The organism is Flavitalea plasmicola (assembly GCF_030546645.1).
GTDB lineage: Bacteria > Bacteroidota > Bacteroidia > Chitinophagales > Chitinophagaceae > Puia.
In genome coordinates, this window is record NZ_JAUOTO010000003.1 from 740,795 (window position 1) to 765,623 (window position 24,829).

The 24,829-nt window shown below is 47.9% G+C and carries 20 protein-coding genes; 7 read left to right on the forward strand and 13 right to left on the reverse strand.

The features are described from left to right. Positions 1 to 40: 40 nt before the first annotated feature. A complete protein-coding gene (locus Q4E93_RS13070) occupies positions 41 to 1,687 on the reverse strand; it encodes a hypothetical protein (protein ID WP_303585837.1) in 1,647 nt (548 codons plus the stop codon). 215 nt (positions 1,688 to 1,902) lie between these two features. Here Q4E93_RS13070 and Q4E93_RS13075 point away from each other — a divergent pair, with 215 nt between their 5' ends. Continuing rightward, entirely contained in the window at positions 1,903 to 2,040 is a 138-nt protein-coding gene (locus tag Q4E93_RS13075) for a hypothetical protein (RefSeq protein WP_303585839.1), read from the forward strand. A gap of 184 nt (positions 2,041 to 2,224) precedes the next feature. Here Q4E93_RS13075 and Q4E93_RS13080 read toward each other — a convergent pair whose 3' ends face one another. The 3 genes from Q4E93_RS13080 to Q4E93_RS13090 all read right to left on the reverse strand — a co-directional run bounded on the left by Q4E93_RS13080 (position 2,225) and on the right by Q4E93_RS13090 (position 4,300). Then, a complete protein-coding gene (locus tag Q4E93_RS13080) occupies positions 2,225 to 2,989 on the reverse strand; it encodes a hypothetical protein (protein ID WP_303585840.1) in 765 nt (254 codons plus the stop codon). 367 nt (positions 2,990 to 3,356) lie between these two features. Then, positions 3,357 to 4,082, reverse strand: coding sequence for a hypothetical protein (locus Q4E93_RS13085; RefSeq protein WP_303585841.1), 726 nt, complete (start codon positions 4,080 to 4,082; stop codon positions 3,357 to 3,359). Further along, a complete protein-coding gene (locus Q4E93_RS13090; protein ID WP_303585843.1) occupies positions 4,079 to 4,300 on the reverse strand; it encodes a hypothetical protein in 222 nt (73 codons plus the stop codon). The genes Q4E93_RS13085 and Q4E93_RS13090 overlap by 4 nt, the downstream gene beginning before the upstream one ends. On the opposite strand from Q4E93_RS13090, the gene Q4E93_RS13095 reads away from it, so the two are divergent. Further along, positions 4,272 to 10,355, forward strand: coding sequence for a P-loop domain-containing protein (locus Q4E93_RS13095; RefSeq protein WP_303585845.1), 6,084 nt, complete (start codon positions 4,272 to 4,274; stop codon positions 10,353 to 10,355). The two genes, Q4E93_RS13090 and Q4E93_RS13095, sit on opposite strands and share 29 nt — an antisense overlap. Positions 10,356 to 10,386: 31 nt before the next feature. On the opposite strand, the gene Q4E93_RS13100 is transcribed toward Q4E93_RS13095, so the two are convergent. The 3 genes from Q4E93_RS13100 to Q4E93_RS13110 all read right to left on the reverse strand — a co-directional run bounded on the left by Q4E93_RS13100 (position 10,387) and on the right by Q4E93_RS13110 (position 13,650). Next, the gene (locus Q4E93_RS13100) at positions 10,387 to 11,073 is read right to left on the reverse strand and encodes a hypothetical protein (RefSeq protein ID WP_303585847.1); all 687 of its coding nucleotides are present in this window, start codon (positions 11,071 to 11,073) and stop codon (positions 10,387 to 10,389) included. A gap of 6 nt (positions 11,074 to 11,079) precedes the next feature. Next, positions 11,080 to 11,862 (reverse strand): hypothetical protein, encoded by a 783-nt coding sequence (locus Q4E93_RS13105; protein WP_303585849.1) that lies wholly within the window; start codon positions 11,860 to 11,862, stop codon positions 11,080 to 11,082. An 87-nt stretch (positions 11,863 to 11,949) separates the two neighbouring features. Then, on the reverse strand, positions 11,950 to 13,650 hold the full coding sequence (locus Q4E93_RS13110) for a helix-turn-helix domain-containing protein (protein WP_303585851.1): 1,701 nt from the start codon (positions 13,648 to 13,650) through the stop codon (positions 11,950 to 11,952). A 197-nt stretch (positions 13,651 to 13,847) separates the two neighbouring features. On the opposite strand from Q4E93_RS13110, the gene Q4E93_RS13115 reads away from it, so the two are divergent. Further along, complete coding sequence (locus Q4E93_RS13115; protein ID WP_303585853.1) at positions 13,848 to 14,930, forward strand: hypothetical protein; 1,083 nt, start codon at positions 13,848 to 13,850, stop codon at positions 14,928 to 14,930. Between the two features lie 501 nt (positions 14,931 to 15,431). On the opposite strand, the gene Q4E93_RS13120 is transcribed toward Q4E93_RS13115, so the two are convergent. Together Q4E93_RS13120 and Q4E93_RS13125 are read right to left on the reverse strand one after the other, a co-directional pair. Beyond that, the gene (locus Q4E93_RS13120) at positions 15,432 to 15,887 is read right to left on the reverse strand and encodes a hypothetical protein (protein ID WP_303585855.1); all 456 of its coding nucleotides are present in this window, start codon (positions 15,885 to 15,887) and stop codon (positions 15,432 to 15,434) included. Positions 15,888 to 15,912: 25 nt separating this feature from the next. Continuing rightward, positions 15,913 to 17,358: a hypothetical protein gene (locus tag Q4E93_RS13125; protein ID WP_303585856.1), complete on the reverse strand. Its 1,446-nt coding sequence runs from the start codon at positions 17,356 to 17,358 to the stop codon at positions 15,913 to 15,915. A gap of 334 nt (positions 17,359 to 17,692) precedes the next feature. On the opposite strand from Q4E93_RS13125, the gene Q4E93_RS13130 reads away from it, so the two are divergent. The 3 genes from Q4E93_RS13130 (at position 17,693) to Q4E93_RS13140 (ending at position 19,593) form a co-directional block, all read left to right on the forward strand. After that, positions 17,693 to 18,274 (forward strand): Crp/Fnr family transcriptional regulator, encoded by a 582-nt coding sequence (locus Q4E93_RS13130; RefSeq protein WP_303585857.1) that lies wholly within the window; start codon positions 17,693 to 17,695, stop codon positions 18,272 to 18,274. A gap of 74 nt (positions 18,275 to 18,348) precedes the next feature. Continuing rightward, positions 18,349 to 19,017, forward strand: coding sequence for a response regulator (locus Q4E93_RS13135; RefSeq protein ID WP_303585859.1), 669 nt, complete (start codon positions 18,349 to 18,351; stop codon positions 19,015 to 19,017). Between the two features lie 207 nt (positions 19,018 to 19,224). Continuing rightward, positions 19,225 to 19,593 carry a hypothetical protein gene (locus tag Q4E93_RS13140; protein ID WP_303585861.1) on the forward strand — a complete coding sequence of 123 codons (369 nt, stop codon included), beginning with the start codon at positions 19,225 to 19,227 and terminating at the stop codon, positions 19,591 to 19,593. 33 nt (positions 19,594 to 19,626) lie between these two features. Here the strand turns inward: Q4E93_RS13140 and Q4E93_RS13145 are convergent, their stop codons facing one another. The 4 genes from Q4E93_RS13145 to Q4E93_RS13160 all read right to left on the reverse strand — a co-directional run bounded on the left by Q4E93_RS13145 (position 19,627) and on the right by Q4E93_RS13160 (position 24,250). After that, positions 19,627 to 21,609: a YWFCY domain-containing protein gene (locus tag Q4E93_RS13145; protein ID WP_303585862.1), complete on the reverse strand. Its 1,983-nt coding sequence runs from the start codon at positions 21,607 to 21,609 to the stop codon at positions 19,627 to 19,629. 24 nt (positions 21,610 to 21,633) lie between these two features. After that, on the reverse strand, positions 21,634 to 22,848 hold the full coding sequence (locus Q4E93_RS13150; RefSeq protein WP_368501878.1) for a relaxase/mobilization nuclease domain-containing protein: 1,215 nt from the start codon (positions 22,846 to 22,848) through the stop codon (positions 21,634 to 21,636). Further along, entirely contained in the window at positions 22,833 to 23,225 is a 393-nt protein-coding gene (locus Q4E93_RS13155; RefSeq protein WP_303585866.1) for a plasmid mobilization protein, read from the reverse strand. Before Q4E93_RS13155 ends, Q4E93_RS13150 begins: the two co-directional genes overlap by 16 nt. Positions 23,226 to 23,362: 137 nt before the next feature. Next, the gene (locus Q4E93_RS13160; protein ID WP_303585867.1) at positions 23,363 to 24,250 is read right to left on the reverse strand and encodes a DUF8464 domain-containing protein; all 888 of its coding nucleotides are present in this window, start codon (positions 24,248 to 24,250) and stop codon (positions 23,363 to 23,365) included. A gap of 140 nt (positions 24,251 to 24,390) precedes the next feature. On the opposite strand from Q4E93_RS13160, the gene Q4E93_RS13165 reads away from it, so the two are divergent. After that, positions 24,391 to 24,672, forward strand: a complete 282-nt coding sequence (locus Q4E93_RS13165) for a hypothetical protein (RefSeq protein ID WP_303585869.1) — start codon at positions 24,391 to 24,393, stop codon at positions 24,670 to 24,672. Positions 24,673 to 24,829: the final 157 nt, after the last annotated feature.

Here is a 24,829-nt window from a genome sequence, read left to right on the forward strand (position 1 = left end):
GCACACTGGGGATTAGAATTTTCAATTTGAATAAATTTCCTTAAAGGTCAACTTTCATATTTAGTCCGAAATATTTTCCAATTGTATTTAAGGTTGTAATCAAATTAAGAAACATCGACCTCAACACTTCAGCCTTACTTAATTGATTAATCTCAAAATAATCAAAAATCTTTTTAATATCCTTTGTCACAGATGATCTTCTATGTGCTGTAGTTGTACTTCGTAGCGCCTGCAGCTTTCGGAAAAATTCAATCATATCCGAACAAGGCACACCTTTCGATTCCAAAAATTCTTCAAGCTTATCAATACCTTTTGCATTGGGCTTTGCTTTAGTCAAACCAGCGCCCAATTCCTTCTCATTCAGCGAATCAATAAATATTTTTGTCAACGCCAATACTTGCTCATCTAACTCCTTGCCATTGTCAGGCGTTGTTAGCAAGTGAAGCCCTGTCAAATAATGACTATCACCGGGATTAAGTGGCTTAAACAATTCCCAGCCAAAGACTGTCTTCCACTCTTTATTAAAGCTTTCAAGGACATACTTTAGTAAATGGTCTGGTTCACTAGGTATATAAGGCACACCCTCCATAAACCGTTTATATGCTGTAATACTTAACCCTCCCTTTAAAGGGGCAATATTGTAGCTCTTCCAATATAATTGCTCGCTCAAATGTAAATCCCCCAAATCACCTAACATGACAATGATATATTCGGCATTGTTATTATCCATCCGAAGTATCCACGATCCATTGCACCGAACGCAACCATCTTCCACCAGGTACTTAGCTGGGTTATCGTAATACTTCTTTAGCACCTCCTTTTTAAAATATACACTTGTTACATACAATGGTGCACCAGGATTAGCGCCAAAATAATTTCCCAATAGCCGATCATCACAAGAAAAAACGTTCCCCTCACCATTGTCATCGTATCCTATAATAAAGTCAGTATATTTTTCCCCCAACTCCATTACACTATTGGTATATTTAAAACCATTAATCGGCTCAATTGTACATTTTCCAGCAAGCCAACTTGTGACTTTTTTACTATCATTAAGATCCTCCGTAACCAAATGATTAAAACAGTGCTTATCAGACTTGTAATTCTGATTAATTTTGGACATATTCAACTGTTGCAGCGTCTTGTCTGAAAAACGCATAATGTCAAAGTAAATGAGCAAATACTTTTTACGGATAGATAGATACTCCTTTAAAAACTTAAGTTTTATTGTCCCTATCCCATCGTCAATTTTCGCTACTACATCCTCATCACCATTATCATTTACAAAAATATAATCCTTCTTCTGCGGAGAATGATACACTTCATACAGATTAAAATATAACCGGAATTCCTCTGAAAACTCAAAATACCGTTTACGCCCTCCAAATTGATCTCGGTAATATATGATAGGTTCAAATCCAGTTGTACCAAATCTCCTATAAACATCCTCACCTTTTCCTTCTTTGAAATACGTCGTAATGCCTGGCCTGCCATGTCCATACCTTAATTCCCAATCTCTATGTTCCAAAGCCTCTTTAATCTTATCCTCATCTACAATCGCTGAAAAAATAGAAACCTGAGTGCCGTCTTTATCATCGTTGCCAGATCTTATAGCTGTCAACCAACCATGTTCGACGAATGATTTATCAATGTTCTCTACATAATCTTTTAATAAAATGTCTTCCATAAAATACAATTAATTTATTTTAAACTCGGATTTGAACTATGACATCTCTCTTGATGTCTTGTTCAAATCGAGCAACCCGATCAATAATGAATCAACAACATTAATTCCATTAATAAATATCAAGCGAAATCCTACCAAAGAAAGTTTGTTCATTTTTATTATCATATTTTTTTCATCGGTGTTGCAAGCGTACGATCTGTAATTCCAGTGGGGATTTGCAAATCACTCTCCCTAAAGACCACCTCCGCAACCTGACAATAATCTTCACCCTTAGTATTGAAAGTTATAGACAGGAGACCAATGGCTTCATCTATAAATATATCTTCCTGTACAATCGCAGCATCCTGGTGTAGTCTGATAAGCTCAATAAGATTAACGGCAAAAAGAAGCCAACGACAAAACTATAAACCGATTGTTCCCCAAACCTCGGATGCGCACGACAATATATTGATATTAAAATATTTATGATATTTGTTCTTCAATTGCCCTCCTGCATTACGCCCTTTAAAGTTTTTACTTTTTTCAATTTTTACAGACTCAGGCATGTTTTATATATGGAATGTGATTGTCGGTGTTGAGCCTATAATCTCCGATCTTGATCTGCTGTACTACCGTACTTCTGTCATGTCCCCAGGCATTCGATATGTAATGGATATGTGGGCCTTCTCCTCTTTCCTGGCCATTCACCGCCTTCATAGTATAAATGAAACAGTGCCATTCAGGGCCCTTATCAAGAAATCTTCCGACAACATAGCTTCGCTGTTGCATTGCAGCTCTAATTTGGCCATTAGTTAAATTCGTTTCACCCCATACTCGAGTAGAGCCATCCTTTTCAACAATTGCAGCGCTCGGCCACTCATTGGGATCGAGACCTGTTGGTAATCGTTCACCAGTATACATGCTGTATGTGTACCCATAGTCAAGATAGGCGCGATAAATGAACGCCATCAAAACATTTGAAAAAAGGCCTAAAGCTGCGATCTTATTTATTTCAGCAAGCTGGCGCTTTTTTTTATGAAGGGACAATAGTTTAAACAATTCTTCGTGAATAGGTAAGCTCATAGCTTCTGAAAAATGTAATTTGAATAGCCGAACACCTTCTTCCTGCCCTTGTTGTAGGGTTTCTTCATTACTTAAATCCTCTTTTGCAAATCGCGGATGTTTAATCCCGTTTTCGGCCAACAACATACATTGGGTTATATAGACTTCGCGTACCTTTTCAATAGGGTTGACATACTCATAATCGCCATTGGAAAAAGTAAATACCGCACCATTTTCTGTTGGGAATTTCCCGATTTTCATGAAGTCGTTGATTTAGTTACTTGACGCGCCGTTTATTCTATACACATATACAAAATTCGGTCTATTTTGGATGCTCCGAGGGTACTTTTTTCTTCGTCTACTATACACACCTCACTTAACCCCGCATTTTAGTGCCAAATTGTCACCGTCGACATTGATGGGTACGACCTCCCCGATTTGAAAGCCATTGTTGCCCGACCTGGGCAAGAACTATGAGTTAAAAATCAATTAATTAGCGGCGGAGTGCTGCACAAAATGCTGCACAAAAAGGTAGCTTTGAATTAAAGTGAAATTCCCTAATTTTCAGGGTTTTACCTGCTCATTTCCGGGGTAAATATTGTCGATTTAGTAACCAATTTCCATGGCTTTAGTGGATAGGGTGCTTTAGGACCATCTGGACTTTTGCAGTGGTGTCGAGGGGCTGCTCACGACGGGCGGCGGGTTTGTCGATGCAATAGCCGATGCTGTGGCAGTGGTCGATGCTTTTGCCGGTCAATTGGTTGATGCGTATATAGACGACCCCTATATCTTGATGGAGATCGGGTAGCCAGGGAGTGCTGAGAATTTCGTCGATCTGGCGGCCAGTGGCGTAGTGAAACATTTGGTTTGGAGCGGTATGGTGTCGGCCATCGTCCAGGACTATGATCAGAAAGTAAACTTGGTGGAACCCCAGGATTCGATAACTGTTTACCTGGCCGACAGCCTTTACAACTTTTTTGGCGCCGTTGATTTTGAGCTTTCCGTCCGGCAAAGAAACGACTTTTACACGTTTGCATTCAAAGGCAATGGCTGTGGCGGGATTGTTGGGATCGATCAGAAGGATATCAACGTCGCCGGGATTGAGGTGCGGCCTTGTGAAAGGGTCGATGAGGTTTAAACGATATTCCGGCACGACGCCATTGGGAAAGAACTCTCGAAAAAACTCGTTGCGGATGAATGGATTTCGGACTAACCAGCGAAGGGCGTCATCTTCTTTTAGGTCGGTGACCGATGGGTCATCGTCGGTGCTGTCCGCGAAAAAATTATAGGACAAGGCATCGGTGACCGGCGCCGAATCCATTATTGAGGTGTTAAAGTGGAGCGTTCGGTTCATTTTTGCAGATAAACAAATATCGCAAAATCGGTTCGGATTGCCCAAATCTGAACCTGATCATAATATTTCGGATATTTGCAGGCCATTGAACCGGAGCGATATGGTGTTTTTTCGCGGAACATAAACCGGCCGAGGGAAGGCCGTCCGGCGGCTTTTAAAATCAAAACATAAACCCCGAAAAGTGATTGCATGGCAAAGGCTGCTTCTTCCGGTGACAAGATCGATCTGATTGGCAAGAAGCCCCAGTTCGATTTGTTTGCCCGCTACGCCTACGAAGCACTAAAGGCGGACGAACTCAAGCTTATTCGGGTGGGGGACCCCGAGGCAATGAAGCTGGACGATATCCAGTATGAGACTTCCACCGAAATCCATGCATTCCAGGTCAAATGGAGTGGAAAAAAGCGGCCGGAACCGTTTTATTTTCGGGAACTGGAAGTGCTTTTTCCAGACCTGGTGGATGCCTGGCGGAGGCTGCGAACAGTATATAAGGCGGGCAGCAAGCGGATCATCGGGCACCTGCTAAGCAATCGGTCGCCCTCACGTGGTGACAGGATCGAGCCAAATGGTAAAAACATCGGCACTTTCGACGATTTTGTCCGGGAGTCTTGGGTTCGTTTGAAGCGCGGAGAACCAATTGTTCCCAAATGGCAGCCGGTCATCGATAGCCTGTTCGGTTCCGCGGGTTTGCACGGCGTAGAGAAGGCCGAGTTCATCGCGAATTTTGAGATCCAGCTATCAGAGGATGCACCGGACTTCGACCTTAGCACTGGCTATCGACAGCGAAATGTAGACCTGCGCAATCTATCGAGGCTTATCCTGGAGACCCTTGCTTCGCTTCACAGTGATGTTACGTTTACAAAAAATGACATTTTACGGCAGCTAGCGTGGGAAGACCGGTTTTGCACGACATTCAATCACGAGCTGTTCGTAGATCCTGCCACCTATCAGCAGATGGGGGCCACGATGACTGACCTCACGGCTATGATCAATCTGCTCCCAGGGGGGTATATTTTCCTGTTAGGTCCGCCGGGGACGGGAAAGTCATCGCTAATCACCGAATGGGCGAGAGAATCCAGAGAGCAGGTCATCCGCTACTATGCTTTTGACTTTACGGATCCGGCCTCGTCTGACAACCACGCCTCCCGTGGCGACTCTACCTCCCTCTTCTTTGACCTGGTCTTCCAGCTTTCGAAACGACTTCACCGCCGGGAGGATACGGTACTTTATAGGGATGTTGATTTTTTGCAGCGGGTCTTCGCTAAACAGCTCGATGCCTTGGGCGAACAGTATAAAACGTCCGGGGTACGGACATTCATCGCAATCGACGGACTGGACCATATTCCGCGCGAATACCAGGGGGTGACGCGGAGTCTTCTTAGTGACTTGCCGGCGCCAGACCGGCTTCCGGAGGGGGTGTATATCATCCTCGGTAGCCAAAGTTTTGAAATGGATAGTCTCGCCCTACCCGTTAAGGCCAATTGGAAGAAAGGGGACCGGACGGTAAACATCAAGGGGCTTACCAAAGAGGAGACTGGGTTGCTGATCGACAAGAGCAACCTGGGATTTTCTATTACCAATAAGGACAAGGAGCAACTTTTTGAGGTCTCCGAAGGCCATCCGCTGCTACTCGCCTATTTGCTCAACAAAGCGCGGGCGGACGGTGATGTTGGTTTTCTCCAGAGTGAGCCAACTATCGGGGATGGTATTGTCGACTATTACCGTCGTATCTGGCTGCAGATCGAGCCCGACGTCGAACTTGTTCGATTCCTGGGTCTTATAGCCCGTATCAGGGGCGCTATTAATCTTGCCTTCGTGAAAGAATGGAACTTATCGGACGACGTACAACGGCGTTTTCGTGTGACGGCCTGGCACCTCTTTCAAAAGAATGGAAACGAGTTGCTTTTCTTTCACAACTCCTTTCGGCAATTCCTGGTAGCGGAATCAGCTAAAAGTCCCATGGACGGTAACGATGATCCTGATCGGGACAGGAAATTCCATAAGGAGCTTGTGGCGTTCCACGAGGCCTCGTCGGTCGAGCCCTCGTGGCCAATGTTATACCATACCTTCATGGCCGGCGATTATGAGGCATTTTTGGCCTCCGCGACCGGGGTGACTTTCGCCCGGCATTTTTCGGAGTTCCGGCCTTTGCGCGATATCCAGCGGGATGTCAAGCTGGGCCTATCCATTGCCAGACAAAGGAACGACCCCTATCTCACCATTCGTTTTCTGTTCATACTGAACGAATTGTCCGGCCGGGAGCGGTTTGTCTCCGCCGGTAGCTTCCTGGAAGAGCTGATCGTGTTGGGCAAGGCTCCGATCGCCAAACGGATTATCAGGGATGGAAGCAAACTATTTATCTCCCGCCAGTCTGCGGTGAACGCCGTGCGGTGGTTTGTGGAAGCAGGAGACTTACTGGAGGCAAAATTGTTGTTGATGCTGGGGCAACCCACGGGATTATCCGCCAACGGAGTACGTCTGCACGTGAACCACGACACAAATAATACTGTGAAAGACCTGACGAATTGGGCTCGCTCGGCTACGTTGGTCTTGCCATTAAACGATGTCCTCGCGAGAATAAAAATCGAAGACATCGTTGTAGAATCCGGTGAAATGCCGTCCGGGTTGTCACTGGAGTCATTGTATGCACGGTTACTGGCTGCGGTTGGCGGCCGGATTGTGAAACTACGCAGATGGGACGACTTGGACTTGGTGATGGCTGAAACGGATAAGCTGGGGGCTGGTGCCAGAGCAAACCGTTACCACTTATCAGTTGCCGCTGCCTGGGAATCCTATTTGGCCGGGGACCGGATCAAGGCAGACGAGTGGCTGGATAAGGCGACTATGACGGTAGCGGTTGCCGATATGGATGAGGATCAGCTTCTTGAATATGCGATGGTGTACTACCGGATCAAGGGCGATCGGGACCGGTTGAAGCAGTTGATCACCGGCATGAGTCAGCCGGACACGCCGAGCGAAAATGATCTTTCCGACGCGGGCGGACTAGGGCAATTCTCGACCCGCATCCAATATAACCACTTGTTGGATATCACCGGGCAGTCGCAGGTGGTAACTGTAGCCGTGCCGGATTCACCTGGTAGCTCACCGGAAATTGTTGAGTTCGAACGGATGCTCTGCCGGATCACGAAGCTCAAAGCCGACATTAACAACGATATCTTCCCATTGCCACTAAGACAGGCTGTCTTGCCGATCATTCAGTACTTCTACCGGGATTTCCATAGGCGTGGAATGCTACAATTGAAACTGGACCGATGCGCGAAGGAATATTTTGAGTTTTTGATCACGACGGTTGGCGATTATGGTCACGACCTGATTGCTGAGCTTGGAGCACTGTTCTTAGACGAATTCGAACGCTACCCCGGAAAATGGAGTGCAGATCGGCGGCGCTATGTGTTACGGGCGCTGGGCAGGATGGGCTTTGATCGATCGAAAGTTACGGAGCAGCTTACTAGTTTGGAGGGTGGCATGACGGAAGGGCTCGACGTGTCAGGGAAAGTGGAGGCCTGGGTGGCGCAGGCCTCTGCTTGGCTGGACCTAAGCGAGGAGGATAAGGGGTTGACGTCGATCCAAAACGCCCTTAACGAGGCATTCGGCATTGGCTATCGGAATGATTATCAGTTCAACTACTGGAATTTCTGGCTTCGAAAGATCAACGCGATCACTCCCGGTCAGGCCAGGCGTCGCATTGCGTGGTTTGTAAACCAGCTGCCCCGGGTCAAACATCTCTCCGAGCGCTCCACGTTTTACTCCGCCGCCGATGCGGTGCTCGAGACGGCCTTTTCGTTTGACCTTGGGATGGGGGTTGATCAAATGATCGAGCTGCTCGAAAAGGGACTTGTCCGCTTCGACTCGGCGATGAAGGTATGCCTTAAGGCGTTTTTTGCAGGTGTCAAGTCGCTTGAGCAATTCCGGCTACTGTATGACTGCTATATCCAATTGTATTTGTTTTTCGAGACAGAAATCAGCGATCGGCTGTTGTCGGAGGCCCTTGAAGCCGCCCGGCGGTTGATGAATGACGATGAGCTGAAAGTCTTTCTGGATGGACTGATGTCAGATATCGGCATTAACGCACTGGAAGAAAACGTAAAGCTGTATCGAGACGAGATCTTGATGTTCCTCAAGGATCGTAGTGTCAGCATTGTGGGGTGGGACACTTCCGCAACGAAAACTAAGCTAAGGGATGGGTCTGCTGAGAGGCTGCTTTTAAGCCCTCCTGGCAGTGGTGGCAGCATGGACCTGAAGGACGTCTTAGCGGAAGTCAATAGCTTCGAGGATTTGAAGCGGCTGATGCTAAAGGAGGATCGGATGAATTCCTGGTTCTCGTGGGCACCGGTGATCAACAAGATCAGCGGCAGCCTGACTCGACCGCACCTTGAGGAGCTGTCCAGTCTTTTTCCTGAGGGCAAGCGGGATTGGGAGTGGTATAGTCTTCTGGCGGTTCGGGCTCATCAGCTGAATGATCGGCCGGCAGCGGAAATACTGATAAACAAGGCAATTGAAGCGTCGAGTTCTTCGGGCTGGGCGCCGCATTACGACGGTGGCAGCCGTTTACGCGCCTTTGGAGCCCTCAATGGGATGGATTCGGCCGGCGGCTCCCGGAAGGCGTTGGGAGTCTTGATCGATGATATCGAGCAGGCTTCTTATTATTCGGACTTGACCGAGTCGATCGATGATATCCTGCCGGTGGTCTCTCCCAATGTTGACGTGGGGCGGACCTGGTCCGAAATAGAGCCCTATCTCCGACAGCTGTTCGGCGATGAGCCGGATGAGACTGGCGATGGTCGACCCCCATCGGGCACCGGAAGCGATCCCCTGGCCCGGCTGATTTGGTACGCCGCGGGCATGCTGGCCAATCCGGTTAGGATTGCGGGCAAAAAGATCTTTGCGGCCCATCTTCGGCGATGGCCTGGATTCTTGTCCTTGTTGAAAGCAGTCGAGATGAAAACTGACGAACAGCAAAGACAATTCCTTGAGACCTTATCACTTGCGGCCGTCGATGACGACGGTATCGTGTCCGAGTTTGCCGACCAGCTTCGTGGTTTGGCTTGCAGTCTCAACAGCTATATTCGATTTTGCGCTATCGCACTGCTGCGCCGGGGGAGGCCGGGTGAGCCGCTTCCTGTCCCTCCGCGCAGGCCGCTTTCGCCGATCTATGAATTAAAAACGGCGGCGGTGTCCCGGCATGTTCGTCCGCGGGAGGTTAGACCCCATGAAAGTATCATTGATACCGACGATCCGATGGAGCTATTGGGGGCGGACGGTTTTTATGTGGATATTCTTTCGGAGATGTCCGGCATCAGCAAGGACGGCATCTTGCTCCGATGGGGCCAGCTGATCCGGGAGGTGAACCCCGAGGGGATGGAGACTAGGCAATTTGAGAACGAGTGTAAGGCGTCCCTGCAGGCCATAAATTTAAATTATACTTTTTTCCGGCCCCGGTCTCGGGCCGTCAAAACCGCCCTGGATTTCCTGGTTGGAGAGTTGCTTGATGCAGGTCGATTAGATCCGGAAATTTTCTCCAAAGACCGATGGGAATTCGACTTCGTCCTGGAAATGATGGTTCGGCCGCTAGAGCGACCGGCGTTCGTCGGGCGCCTCCAGGAAGACGAGCGGCATTCCATTCGTGAGGAATGGGTACGGGAGTACATGGAAGACAAGAGATATAGACAAGTTTTTGTAAAGCGGCCCGGAAATTACACCGTAGTCGCTGAATATACCGTCCTTCGAAGCCTGGACTGGAACAAGCCAAAACAGACCTATCAGGCGCAGCTGGCATTAGGCACTTCTGTTCCCGATGATACCCTGTTCTTTGATCTGGCCAAAAACTGCCTGTATGAAGACTACCATCAGCAGGATCGCAGTGACCAGGAGGTGAGGATCGTTATCCTCAATGATACCAATTTCCAACACCTCGCCAACCGCGCCCGCTGGCTTGCGATCGACCCGGCAATCGCGCGTAGCCAAGGCTGGGTGCCATCGACGAAAGGTCATTTTGCCTGGGAGAATACGGAAGGGAAGGTCATGGCCGAGTCGTTCTACTGGCGCCAGGGGAATCCATACCTGAATACCCATAGAGAAAATGAGGTGGGAGAAGGATGGTTCGTGGTGCTCGCCAACAGTGCGCTCGAGGACATTAGGGAAGACCATGAGGCGCATCTCTGTGTTCTGAAGCGAATAACGAGAACGGTTGATATGGACGGTCGGATCGAGGAGGAGACCGCCAATGTCATCCTGGGGAACCTGGAAGATGAGTAGGATGGATCAGGCCGAAGGGGAATAATGCTACCTATTCACTGGTAATGTACTCCAGGAACTCAGTGCCGATCGTACTTGGAACCATGTTCCATTGGACCCCATCGTTCTGAACCACATCGGTTGAGCTGTAAGACAATAGGTGATAACTTTCCAGACCTTTTTTGAGTAGGGCAAAGTATTGGTCATCGCCTCCTGCATACTTTGCGGATAGTTCGCTCTCGATCTGCTGCTGGTATTTGTAGTCGTCGCTTTTGGAATTATCGTAAACGTCTTTGAGAATAAGCAGTTGCGCTTCGCTTAGGTCTTCAATCATCCTTAGAAAGAGATATTTTTTGTCTAGCGGAATTTCCTTTGTCAGGGCTGCTTTCAATGCAGACTGAAGAGCGGGCCGTTTAAAAGCCTCTACGTTGTCAAGATATGCTTTCGAGGTCTTTTGAAATATCGAGGCGAATCGTTCGTCGGCGTAAAGTTGTTCCATGGTTATCCTACCTTGTTCTAGCAACTGCCGCAGAGTTTCGTCGACACTGGCATACCATTCTTCCATTTTTTTAACGTGGTGAGGCACCCATGTTGAGTCGATTAGTTCGGCAAGGGGGCCGCCAACCAGGGGCAGAAAGTTTGCACTGGCCTTAACGGCGCTCCTTATGTATTCTTCCACCGACTTTTTTTGCTCGGGAAGGTGTTGATATTCTTTTCGTACTGGCAATTGATCAGGCATGGCTCGCTATTTTATTTTTACGATAAGTCGGACCAGGAGGCAGGTCAGGTAGAGATACGCTTCGACCTCAGCTTCTGTCGCGTCGTGCCGTTCTGCACTGGCGTGTCGTCCATAGTCGTTGCCAAAGTCGATATAAGCGGCCAGCGTGCTGTTCCACGGGTCTGTCAGGCCGAGGCGTCGGAGGAGGTCGGCTTTATTATTTATCAGGGTCTTACCGTTGGAAAGGACCTGGCGGGTCAGCCCTTCCAGGCATCGGTAGCAAGTTTCGACTATGCCGTCTTTTTTGTCGGCACGGTAGTCGTCCAAGGCCAGTCGGAGGTCTTTATCTTCCGCTGGGTACCCAGCGAGTACACGTAGCGAGTGATTGATCAGATCCTGATCGAGTGCGGGTTCACCTGCTGGATAAAACATGCCGCTATCGTAGGAGACTCCCAGGGCAGCGGTGGCGCGGTGCATAATTGAATGAATCGACTGATCTATGAATGAGTACAATGGTGGGTTGGCTTTTGAGGTTTTTAGAGTGGCAATCAGTATTTCCACCATTCTGTGAAAATCGTTTGCCGCGACGCTGCCCAAATTCATAAATAACGAGCCGTCACGTCTATAGTCCCTCTTGTAATCCGATGGGCGGATGCCCAGTTCAAAACACACGGACTTAAAAAAATCATCATAGCTGCCTACGCGCGTCCGAACCAATGTAAGCAAATGGTCAGCTCGATTTGCAAAAGCAATTCTTTCTTCTACTACGGATGGCGTCTTTCCAAACGCCTGGTTATATTCCTTTAGCATATAAATGTGATAGTCTGCAAAGGTCGTTAATTATTCGGTTATTTCATAATGTGAGTGCGAGTAGCGGAATAAGGCCATCGGCGTCGACTAAGCATATTTTTGTTGAATTACTTCATTGATCCCTTGGAGTGCAGTCAGGTAATGATGCTGCAATGTTTTCCAGCTTGCGGAGTAATCGGTTACGGGGAATGTTAAACCGAGGGCATCGTATGCTTTAAGGGTATCTGGCTTGTCCTGGTGGGCCGGGTAACCATTGCGCACGGCTGCAATATTTTGGAGGGTTTTTATATGAGGTTCCACGGCCGGGTCCAATGGCGATAAAAGGGTCCTGAGTAATTGAATTGATCGTATATTAGAGTCCGTTATGCCTGTAAGGCTACGGAGAAGGTCGACGTTCATTTCGCCCACCGTGGATCCTAACGAGATAATTCTTGTGTTAAATTCTTCTTTAGTTTGGGCATCCTTGAAAAGATCGGATAGGTTTTCCTCTTGGGTAAATTCAAGTAGGTATTCTTTGTGCTTTTTCTTGAAGACGAGATTTATGGCTTTTCGGATTTCGACAATCAGATCGGGGATGTTGCGGTGAGTTGGGGCTGCCGGTAAAACCGGACGGACCCTCTTATGCACATAAAATTCTGCACCTTTCATAGCCGGTGCGTCCGATGGTGTGTATTTTGGGAGATGGGGGAGATCGTTTTGCATAATCTCTATTGTCTGTTCATCAACGATGGTACCGTCCTGTATATCCCGCATGATTTTATCACGACCGTGGAGTAAGAGTATGCTTTCGGCAGAACCACCGGCTGCGAACGACAATTTCCAATCGTACATCTGGACGAAGTCCGAAATGCCCACCGTTATTGATTTGTAGGGTTCCGACGGTGCCTGTGTTGACAACCGGTAGAAATAAATATACCGGTATAAGGATTTGCTTTCCATGGGAATGGCCTGGCCGTTCAGTACGGTGATGACGGTCACCTGGTAGTTTCTTACGGCTTCCCGTGCGATTCTTATACCGGCGCCGGTTAGGCTGACAAGTTTGGTTCCGGCAATTTTTCGAATATACCCGTATTCCTGAAGTTGGTATTGGAATGCGGGTAGCTCCGCCAAGTGCAGGCCAATGGCCTGGGCAATATGGTTCGGGCTGAACCCCGCTTCAGGGTTAGATTTCGTCTTGTCATATAACGCGGTAAGGAAGTGTTCTTCCGTTTCTATTATGGGATGGTTGGCTTGCATGTTGGACAAATGGGGTTGTATTCTTACGGGGCGTTGGAGTTCTTCTTCTGAATAAAAGGCAGTGATGACGTTGTGTAGGGCGGCGCAGCGGTTGGCGAATTCCTGGCTGGAAAAAATCTCGAAGGTATTGTTTGCGGCGAAGTCCTTGTAATTTTCATCGGCGGCTACGACATAATGTACGTCTTTGCCGCGAATGTACACGCATTCGATCTCGCAGCTGATGCTAAGGAAGCCGCCGTCCATGGTGCCTAAAGCATAGCCCACGTTTTGGTTGCTCATGTCGTTTTCCAATGCTTCAAACTCGAGGTTGTGCAGGTCGATGACTGCCACGGTCTTTTTTGCTAAATCGCGTATGCGGCTGGTATTTGCAATGGCAACGGTTTCAAAATAGGTGGTAGCGGCGGCGATATTCAGGAACGGGCGGTCGGAATTGATGAGTAGCCGTTTGTATGTGTTCGCGGCAACTTGTTCCCGAAGTTTTTTTAATGCAAAACAGACGTCCCAATGGATCAGGTCAAGGGGCGTAAATTCTGGCTGAGGGGTTCCCATCATATCTAATAAAATTACAAAATAACTGGGAGATGCGGGATGCGACAGACCTGTTAAAGATAGAAGGGTTGTTTTATAGGGGGTAAGGCTATGAGTGGTGAAAAAAAAGTCCTTTTGTTGTCAGGCATTTTCTAAATCAGGATTAATCTTTGAAGAATTGTTATATTTCGACTTAATAATCTTGCTAAGTAGATAAATATATGAATGACAATCAAAAGGAGCGTATAGAAAAGGCATTTTTGGAAGAAAAGGAGAGGCTCTTAAGCGACAATAAGAGAGTGGAACAGGTGGTTGCCGTTAACCTATATCTTAAGCAATTCAACTGGGCGTTTGTATACCCCTACGTCATGGGCGGGCATGTAAATTACTTTGCGACGCTGGAAAAAGAGGGGCGCGGGGATAAGAAAGAAGTTTTCCAAATATTTGCTAAATCCTTTTTCGATCTCAAGAGCACGACATATTTTATTGAATCTATCTTTAAAAGGCGTCCGGAACTTGAGCCTTTTTGCCATCTGATAGATCAATCGGTTTTTATGTGTTTGCAACGCGACTACGCTGGCGCGATTAGCGCTTTGCTTCCTGCTATAGAAGGGTCTCTCCGACATTATCTTGTCCATCGTCGGGGAATGTCGAACGGGCGGATTATGAAAATAAAAGACTTGTTGAATGTATTTACCTATTTGAAAGGAGATTATTTGACGGGTCAAAGAAATTATTACCAGGATGACTATGGTAAGATACACGGGTCACTTATAATTTTTAATGAGGATCAGGTTGATGAGTTAGTAGGATATAAGGAAGCCTTTATAGATATGTGGTTTGGTATTATTACCGAATATTTGGAGAAGAACCTGTATCTCGACAACAGATCTCCGGATTTCTCAGATGGCTTAAATAGGCACGTCATTTTTCACGGATTTACTGGCGACATTTATTATAGCCTGGAAAATTATTTGAGAATTTTCAACTGCGTTATCTTCTTGAGCTATGCCTTTGGAATGGGGAACGGAGGGAATTTTTTGTTCGATATGGAGGATGAAGAAATTTTGGATAAATGGATTGCTTTTGAGCAAATTCGGGTAGTTTCGTGGACGACTACGGAAATTAAGGCAAAGGCGTACGCAGGGTATAAAGACTTTGACGAGAAAGCGTATTCAGAGGACATTTTTGAAGATCCATTGGGTAAGCAATTTAAACAGATGCCGGCTTGGTCTTTGGAACATCGATTGAAGCTTGTTGACAAGTTAATAAGAAAGGCCATATTGAAAAATAAGGTAAAATAGACATTTCCAGTTTACGGCACCGTATGGGGAGGTATGTGTATTGCTGCTACAACTTGTAGCTTACGGCTTTACGCGTTTTCGAAGTCCAGGGATGGTTTTGATAAAAGCATCGATATACACAAAACTCCCGATGATAATATTCAAAGAAAGAATTAAGAGAGTACCCATGTTGTTTTCCACTTTGTCAGTTGGAGCAATGTAAAATATGCCCAAAACACCAATGACAAGGCTGGCGGTTCCGGTTAGGATGTACACGAATGAGGAAGGCGATGGTATTATTCTAAACAACCGCAAGGCTAAAATAATCGGACTAAGTATACAAACGGCTATCCAAAATATGGTGAAATAGCCAAATGTGGGGCTGAGTGTGCCCGTTGACGGGCGAGAGGAAATATATGCGATGAATAAAGCCAGAAAGCCTAACAATACAACGGACCACAATAAACTTAGCCATTTCATATGAGACGAGTTGAATTGTTAAAAAGGAAGCAGGAGAGCGCTTTATTTAGCGCCTTCCAGTTGTAACCATTTTGCAGTCAGGTATGAAAGCCAGCTGTCTTGTACATCTTCAGTTAGTTGATAATAGCGTTTCTCCTTTTCTTCATAAAAGAACCGTCCATATTGGCTAATTTCAATCTTTATGGATGTGCCATCCGGGAGCTTGCATGTAGCAACATAGTAACCCATCCAGACCGGGGTCCTTTCAGTCTGGATCTCTGTGACGGCTTTTAGAAATATTTTCATTGAATCCTGGTTTAAAGCAACGGATTTAAACATCTTTAACGTATCAATTTGGTAAGCGAACGCTCTTTTTGATTGAGTATAATAGAGTCTCCATTCTTTCGTATCTGCCCAGTTTATAGATGAATGAGGCGGACGATTCGCAGTCGGCGGATATTTTTTGCCAGGACTAAGAAATGAGGCGGCGGTTAAAATGAAGCAGAGGAGCGCTTTCATAGCTGCAGAAATTTAAGTAAGTAAGTTAATTACAATTGCCAACATTTGGATGGGAGTTTTCGACTGTACTGCGAGACATATTCGATGATAAAGGCATGTTCCTGACATCTTCTCCCAGGTCCCCCGGGTTATAGCCCGAACCTTTAAACCATGTACCGATCTGGGTGGATAAGTTCACCGAGCCAGCTTGCAGGGCATTGATGGCAAAGGTTGTACAGTTATTGCTATTCAGATTATACATGTAACCTGGATTGTTCCCTTGCGAAACGTAGTTCAGCATGTTAAAGAATTGCGCATTGTTAATAGCAATGGTAAGTGATAGGTTGTAGGAGGATCCTTCATTATCATTCAACTGCCCTTGATCTGATGGATACAGTGGATTTACGCTTGTTCGAGGATAGAAACCAACGTTCCTGGTAATGGTTGTACCTCCATAGGTTTCAGAAAAGACAAGGAAAGTGTGGCCGACGTCGAAGGGGTTATTGGCAGCTGAGCTTGCTCCAGGGCTATTTTGGAAACTCCACGGCTCCCTTGTGCCTGGAACAGGTTGATCTATACAAAGAGTAACGGTATATACATGGTCTGTACCGCCTACGTTGGTGAAACACTTTAGGTAATCTTGAATACTGGCAATTGTATTCGGCCCTCTGTTAATGGTCGCAAAGCGAGCTGTGGGGCTTGACGGGTGCCCAATTGACCCATAACCGCCGCCTGAAAAACCGCCTCCTCCTCCGAAGCCTCCTGCTCCTCCTCCGCCTGCTTCTAAGGGGTCGGGTATGTACATATACCAGCATCCTCCTGGTTCGGACCATGCATAACCATGGTCGGGATCGTCTGCTGCGTAATTATAGCCATATATTGTAGTACAGTTTGCAATGACCCTATCAGTTTGAACGGGATTTTCAGACGAGCTTATCTTCGATGACTTGTTTTGAATACCATATTGATCATTGTAGATAAATGTATGTCCGTCCGGAGTCAATTTAAATTGATGAATGCGTTGGCCTGACCAATTTTCAACGAAGATAATGCCTGAGAATTTGTTTGCATTGCGCTGCAGAGCATTTGTATCCGGAAAGGCTGTGACCAGCTCTGCCTGGTAGCTATTGTTCTTGTCCTTATAGATGACAAGGTGCACTATTTCATTAAGGCTGAAAAGCTTTTCACCTCCGAAAGTAGTTTTGATAAAGAGGTCTTTTAGATAGTGTACAGGTACTATAACAACTGGAACATTGGACAGACTGGCTACTTGCGCGGCCTGCCAGTCAAGGGATTTTGCTGCGTCGGTTCGGTAAATACCAGTGGGATCGTGCTTTGCGTGCTCCAAATTGTCTTGAAAGTAGCGTTTTGCTGATTCAATTAAATGCTGATTGAGGGCGCCTGTGTTAGTATTGTTTTGATCTTTTTTACATGCCTGAAATGAGTAGAGCATAAATAGAAGCAGGAGCATGATAGGGAGTACACGTTTCATTTTGTAAGGTTTAATTGAATGAATACTTTGGTTGCTGCATTGGAAAGTTGCAGTCTGGAATAAAATTATCCTAAAAAATAATTTCAAAAAATAGGGAGCGCTCTAAAATGCACGAATGTGATAAAAATCATTTTAACACACGGGCAGGTAATGAATGCAGTTAGGTGATATTTATTTTATATGAGTCAAGTAGGGGTGCATGTTTGCATAAGTGGCCCATAATAGGAGATTATAAGAGAAAACACTTAATTTTATGTAGCAAAATTGCAGTACTGGTGTGGTTTAATTTAGGGGATTATTAAATTGCCATCAGTATTTAACCTTATCTGTCTTTATGGAAGAACTATTGTCCTTTCTCGACCAGATCGCTACCGCTGAGGGATGGCCTCTATCTGCCGCCTGCCTTGCACATTTGCGCATGATTATAAAATACAGATCGATAAAGACTGAAGAGTACCTCTTGAAGGAGGGAGAGATCTGCGCTAATTTGTATTTTATTCAAAAAGGCTTATTGAAATGCTTTTATATCCTACATGACGACGATGTGTCCGATTGGTTTTTTGGAGAATTGGAGGTTGTCGTCTCTATTGATAGTTTCTACGATCAGACCCAGAGCAAGGATTACATACAGGCATTGGAGGACACTGAGCTGTTCTATATTACTTATGAAGACCTGAAGTACTTGTACAAAACTTTCGTTGAATTTAATGTAGTAGGGAGGGTGTTAACCAATAAGTACCTACGTATATGGCATCGTCAGGCAAGAAACCTTCGTATGCTGACGAAGGAAGAAAGATATGCGCTCTTGCTTGAAAACCAGCCAGAGCTAGTCAGGAGGGTCCCTGTTCAAGATCTTGCATCCTACCTCGATATGAGGCGTGAAACGCTTAGCCGTATGCGCGGACGCCTTCGTTAAGTGACTTATATCATTTGCATTCTAAGGAAGCCTATTTATTTTTACGAAGCTTATCGGTAAAAAGAAAGATTGATATGCGCGTAAGGGACAGTCAGATCATGCACGTCCTTGTCGCGGATCAACATCGCATAGTCAGAGCAGGCATTAAGTCGTTGTTGTCAGAAACGGGTTCCTGGCAGCAATTTCAGGTGGATGAAGCTGAGTCGACGGAGGAAGCAATTGCGATGGTGTGTTCCGGAGAATATGGTGTTGTGCTGATGGAGTACGGCCTTCCAGGGAGGGGCGGGATCAAGGCTACAGAAATTTTAATGGCGCGGCGGCCAGGTACTTGCATACTTATTCTCACTGATATGGACGATGGATCACAGGCTGAACGAATAATAAGGGCTGGGGCCAGGGGAGTCATACTGAAAAACATCGGACTGGATACGCTTGTTTTTGCCATCCGAACGGTGATGACGGGTAAGCAATTCTATAGTAATGAGATTGCGATCAGGCTTTTGGAACGAAAGGGTGGCCCGCAGGATCCGCTGGAGCGGCTGACAGCAAGGGAAAAGGAAGTGTTTAAGGCCATCCTGGAGGGTTTGGGCGGAGAAGAAATTGCTGCACGGATGCATATCCATAAGCGGACCGTAGATAAGCACCGGCAGCATATCAATTATAAACTGGGGATAAGGACGCCGCTGGAGCTTGTGCAGGTGGGGTTGCGCCTGGGTCTGATATCTATACCGACTAAAGATTAAATAAAAGAGTGTTTTCGTAGGATAAGGTTTAGTTAAGCTTGATTAGTAGGTTTAGGGGTTTTTGAGGTTGAAAAACGGTACGGGGTTCCGGTAGCTTACAGCCGGCCCCGCTGCCGTTTGTATGGTGAAATTGATATCTGGCATGATTGAACGTCAGATAGGAGGATAAGATAGAGAAAGACATTTTAAATATAATCTTTAATAATTATGAACAAGATCTTTGATGGTGTGTCCGTTGCTGGGTTAATAAATCCGGGGCACTTATATATATTGGATGCAAGTGGGAACCGGGAAGGTTTTCCCAAATCAATAGCGTACATGTATTGTATCAGGGAAGAGAAGGAGATCCTGCCGGCCCTGGATATGGAATTTTCCATCATCTTGGCGGAGGAATATGAATTGAAAAAATTCCTTGGGATTCGTAAGATTAGTAATGACTGTTATGTGTTCGAGGTGCTTTGCTATGAAAAGCAGTTGAAAGAGAAATTCAAGCGTTTACTTTATCTTCACAGAATCCAATCTTTTGAAGAATACCTGGCTAAAATGAAAAAGCTGTATAAGGTTGGAGATGAATAGTTCTGGTGGATGAAAACCCGATAAATCTGAGGGTCATTCAAGGCCTTTTTTCTTACGGCGCGCCCCCACTTTTGGATTAATGATAAGGTTGCTAAGGGCCGGCGTGTTTCTCATGTGATCCAATCTTTTCTCCACTATTCGTTTCACTTCGTTTTGGATTTGGCGGAAGGTTTGTTCCTGCACCTCTTTGCGCACTGTCCTGGATGGTGTGGGCTTTTCTTTTTCCTGCGTAGGTTGCTCCAACGTGATCTGACAGTGGAATGCTTTCAGCGGCATGGGTTGATCTGGGCTGTCGGCGGTGATTCCTACGAACTCGCCGGACGACAAGGTGGCGATCTTGCTGGCGGGCAAGGCGAGGTCGAGCTGCAGGCTGTGGCTTGTGGAGCTGTCCCGGCTGTTGGTGCTGACGGTTGATCTTTCCTGCAGGATCTTGCCGAAACGTTCGGAGACTAGCCGGGCACTGTCTCCGGTGACCTGGCTGCAAATGAGGTTGGCTGGCAGGTTGAAAAGGGCGTCTGCATGATCACGGCCATATTCTTTTCTCATTTGATCGAGGCTTTGTATGCCGAGAAAAATCCCCACTCTATTTTCGCGGCAGGTGGCTAGGGTTGTGTCCATTCCCAGTGCGTGGAAGGTGGGGAATTCGTCTATATAGATATGGCAGGGTACGCCTCCTTTCCTGTTCACGACCTTGAGCATTCGGCTGACAAAGAGGCTGATAACGGCGCCGTAGATGTGCTGTTTCTGCGGGTTGGAGCCCAGGCACAGGACCTTGGGAGCAGCTGGGTTGTTGATTTCCAGGCTGAAATCGCTGGCGGATAGCAGATAATATAATTTAGGTGATACCAGGGAAAAAAGTGGTATGCGGGCACTGTCGAGCTGGCCCTGGAGCTGCTCCATTACATTATACTGCAGGGCCTCTGTGAATGGATGGACCAGGGTCGCGATGTCCGGATAGGACCGGAGAACGGAGAATAGGCGGGCATAATCGGTGGACATTAGTTCGATGAGGTGGGGTAGGGTGCAGTACCGGCCGTTCTCGTATTGGCGGAGGAACCATATGTTGGCGGTGAAAAAATTGACGGCCGATTCGGTGAAGAATTCGCCCTGTTGGTGGGCGGCGCGTCGGTTGATCCCGTAGAGCAGGGTGCGGGCGCATTCGGAGGCATCGGATAGGTCTTCCATGCTGGCGGGATCGAGGACATTACAGCGGTTGTCCAGGTTGTCGAAGTTAAAGGAGTAAAAGGCTGGGGCGTTGGTGAGTTTGGGCCTTGCCTGTTCGAGGGTATTGTAGACCAGACGGGTGAGGCCATCGTACTTCAGATCGTAAACAAAGATGGCCATTCCGCGATCGATGGATTGCTGGATCAGTTGCCGGAATATGTACCGTGTCTTCCCGCTGCCGGGGCTGCCCATGATGATGGTGCCGCGGTACACGTCCAGGTTGATGATGTTTTGCCGCCATTGGTTGCGGAAGCGATAGCGCCCTTTGAGATGAAGGGAATTGGGATGGGACAGCAGGCGTTCTTCCTGGGGAAAGCTTTCATTGTATTGATTGAACACGCCTCGTTTGGATGGCCAGGAGACAAGACCTGCAAGGGCTTTGACGGAGGTGTACAGTAGTCCGAAACCGGCGAGTGTAACGGCCATATAGGTAATGGTAAGGAGGGCTGGATCGGCATTCAGATAAAGCAGCAGGATACCGCCGAAGTAGCAGCATGCGCCTGGGATCAGGATCGCGATCAGTCGGCGGGGCTTGATCTGCAGCGGTGATTTGGCACCGAGCGTAGTTCCGGCCAGGGCTAAAAGGGCAAGCGAAAGCGAAAGGGCGGGGTGGCGGAAGAGCCCGGCGGAGGCCAGGCCGGCCGCGAAGCGGTCGGCAATGGGGTGGGTGAGGGCCCAGGCCGCCAGGCCGCGATGACAGAAATAATAATAATGAAACGCAAGCAGGGTTGCGCAGCAGCAGGCTGCCAGGTTACGCAGCTCCCGGTAATTATTCTCGTTCGTCGGTTGCATGGTCATGATCTTATGATGATTGGATCAGCGTTTGCGTCGGGGAGCGTGGCCGAGGTCTTGTTGGTAGGGATCGGGACCCGGTCCGCCGGGGTCAGTGTGAAGAAGGGCTGAAAGGAGCTGCGGTGTGTTGGAATTGAACTTTGAGCTGTCCGGCTGCTGTTGCGATTGCTTATGCTGTGGAGTCCGATGGTGTTGAGTGAGGCCGGCTGTCACGGCGCTGGTTGTATAGGCCGGACCCAGGATATTGCCGGTCACGGCTGTCCTCGTGCGGTGATCTACATAGACGTAGTCGTGCGGATTTCTCCCGTTGCGCGGCGGCGTGACGATCTCAATGGCGTCGGCCTGGAGGTGGGTGAGCAGTTCGCGGAGGGTTTCCGGCTGCTGATCCAGGGCCCAGTCGATGCGCTGCCGGATGGACGATAGGTTGTCCATGTAGTTGACGGCGGGTTGATGAAATTTCTCGTTGAGCCGTGAAAGGGTGGGCCGGCTGGTCAGTTGAGACGCCATGACCGGCGGGCTGATCTTGTTTCCATGATCGTCGAGGGCGGTGTAGTAAATCCCTTTGTGCAGATGGGTCTTGCTCCCTGGGCTGCCGGTTTCGGCGGTAACGTTGTACGCGCGTAGGATGGCATTGTACTCGTGAAGATTGGCGAAATGATAATGCCGGTTGACGGCGCCAAGAATCCTGTCCATCGCCTGCGTTACAGGGATATTGTCTCCGGGGACGATCTTTTGGACGGCTTCGATGGGAGGTATTCTGATCCGTTGTTTTTGTTGGGATGGCTGGAGACTGAATTCCTGTTCGATGGCTTTTCGGGTGGGTTCGGACAGGCGTGGCGCCATCAGGTGGGTGTTGACGCGGGTGCCATCAGACCGGATAAGGGAGGCCACGATATGGACATGGGGATGCTTGGCGTCCTGGTGGCGGTAGACCAGGTAGGGATGGTCTTGCATCTGGAGGCCCTGCATATAGCGGTCGGTGATGTCGGCCAGCTGCGTGTTGGAGAGCTTTTCCGATGGTTCAAAATTGAGTGTGGCGTGTAACATTTTCAATTTGGCGCGGGTGTTGAGCTCATTGAGGTGTTGAAACCGATGGACTTTTTCGGCGTAGGTCAGGCTGTTTTTATCCTGTAAAAAATTCTTCATATGAATAAATTCAGCCTTGTGTTGTGTCACCTTTTCCTCACTGTACTGAAGCGTTTTTGAAATGCTTTCGACGGGGGTTATACGCGCGACCATAGCTGATAGGCTTTATGGATGGTATGGGTAATGTTTTCGATCTTGTGGAAGAGCTGGGTCTTGTCCTGTTCGTTGATAAGGATCCATTGTTGCAGATCCGGGAGCTGCCGAAGGGTGTGCAGGCGGCGGACGGACTGGTTGAAATTATTGCCGATGGCGTTCAGCTCGTTCTGCAGCTGGAGCATGCTGGCCATGAAATCGTCCAGGGACTGGTTGCGATAGCGCATGATGACTGGCTTGCCCAGGACCGTTTTGCGGGCATAGTCGCTGATCGACTTGCAGGTGGATTGCTGGCGGAGCTTTTCAACCTGTTCGTACTCGGTCTCGGTCATTCGGATGTTGAGCCATTTGCTTCTTTTTTCATCTTTGGGTTCCATTGTCCGTTGGTTTTACTGGTGATAAAATCTTGTTGTCGATACGCCTGCCGGTAAGGCCGGCAGCGGCGCGGCGTGTAACATTTGTTCATCTTGCCGTCCCTGGGGGAGGGCTGGATTTGGTGGGCCCGGAGGCTGTTTTAGGAGCCATTCAGTCGTGGTGGGAAATGGGTGGTGCCGATGCGGCAGACCCAGTCGTTTAGAGTAGCATAACCCTGGTAGAGCGACCGGTGATCGTGAATGCCTTCCTGACTGGCGGCTGCCAGGTTGGTGAAGGCAATGCCGGCAGGATCATGGGGGAGGAAAAGATGTTTATACCGATAAGGTTTGAGCTGTTCCCCGACTGCGTGGAAAGGGACTGGCCCATTGAGCACGAGAAAGTCAGGGAACGCCTGGGCGGGTTCCGTAAAGATGGTGGCAAACGTCAGGAGGTCGAAGACATTCCGAAAGACGGCGATACTGTGCGATTGGCGGATGATGTGGGTCGGACTGTTATTGGGTACCCGGTAGTGGTGGCGCTGTGTGTACAGTTCGTATCCTCCATCGTCGCACCGAAAGGCGAGTGCCTGATAGGTTTGGCCTGCCCTGGTATAGCAGGCTTCGAGGCAGTAAATATGTGCCACAGGTAAGGCTATTCGTCGGGTCCATAGATACCGGTCGAGAAAGGCGGAATGAATGGGACGGGTTTCTACGATGGTAATGTCTTCGGCAAGGACTGTGTCATCGGAAGCATCAAGCTGTGATACGGAACGATGGGCTGCCAGCAGTCTTTCCCTGAGTTCGCTGATGGTACAGCTGTAGAGTCGGACGGCGAGATCGACCACGGTGCCGGTCTGCCGGGAAGAGGTTTCCCGCCATCGGTTGCGCTTCCGGTCTACGATAAATGTAGGCTGGCCGGTTCGGCGCCCGGGCAGCGGCGACATGTAAGAAAATTGAAATCCCTTTTCTTTTTGCGGATGGATATCCAGGGTTGCAAGAAATGCGACGATATCAATCTGGCTGAGCTGTTCAAATGATAAATGCTCCATACTTCACGGCTTCATATTCACTCGGTGAAGGTAGAACGAGGCAGGTGCCTTTCAAATACCTGGCCGTATTCTGTATAGGTGGGATATGTCTACTTGAGATATTTTTGATGCGTAATTATTCATTGAAAAAATTGTGCTTTATGTCTACGGTGAAAGAAGTTGCGAAGATGTATGACGCGGTGTTGTCACTGCGAGCCCTGCATACGAATGTGAAGCTGGACATTCGGGTTCCCTGCAGGATGGTGTTGCTGCTGGCTATGGCGGTGGAGCAGGGTTTGTCGGTAACGGATCCTGGTAACCTGTTGAAGAAGATCATCTCGGAAGAGGACCAGGGAAAATTGTTGGAGCTGACGGCGGAAATGTTGAAAAAAGCGGAGGTGGAGGATTTTCATCAGAAGTTGAAGGAGATGGCGGCGGGGTGATTAGGTTCTTTTGGGAATGTTAGGTTTCCTGGAAGCGATGACCTTGAACGTATTGAAGTGAAAGCTTCTATTTGGCCTGAGGTAGGATAGGCGCTTTTTCATTCTGTCTGTTAGGTTGACTACCCGAAATAAGCAATACCCTTAACGCCCTGTAAGT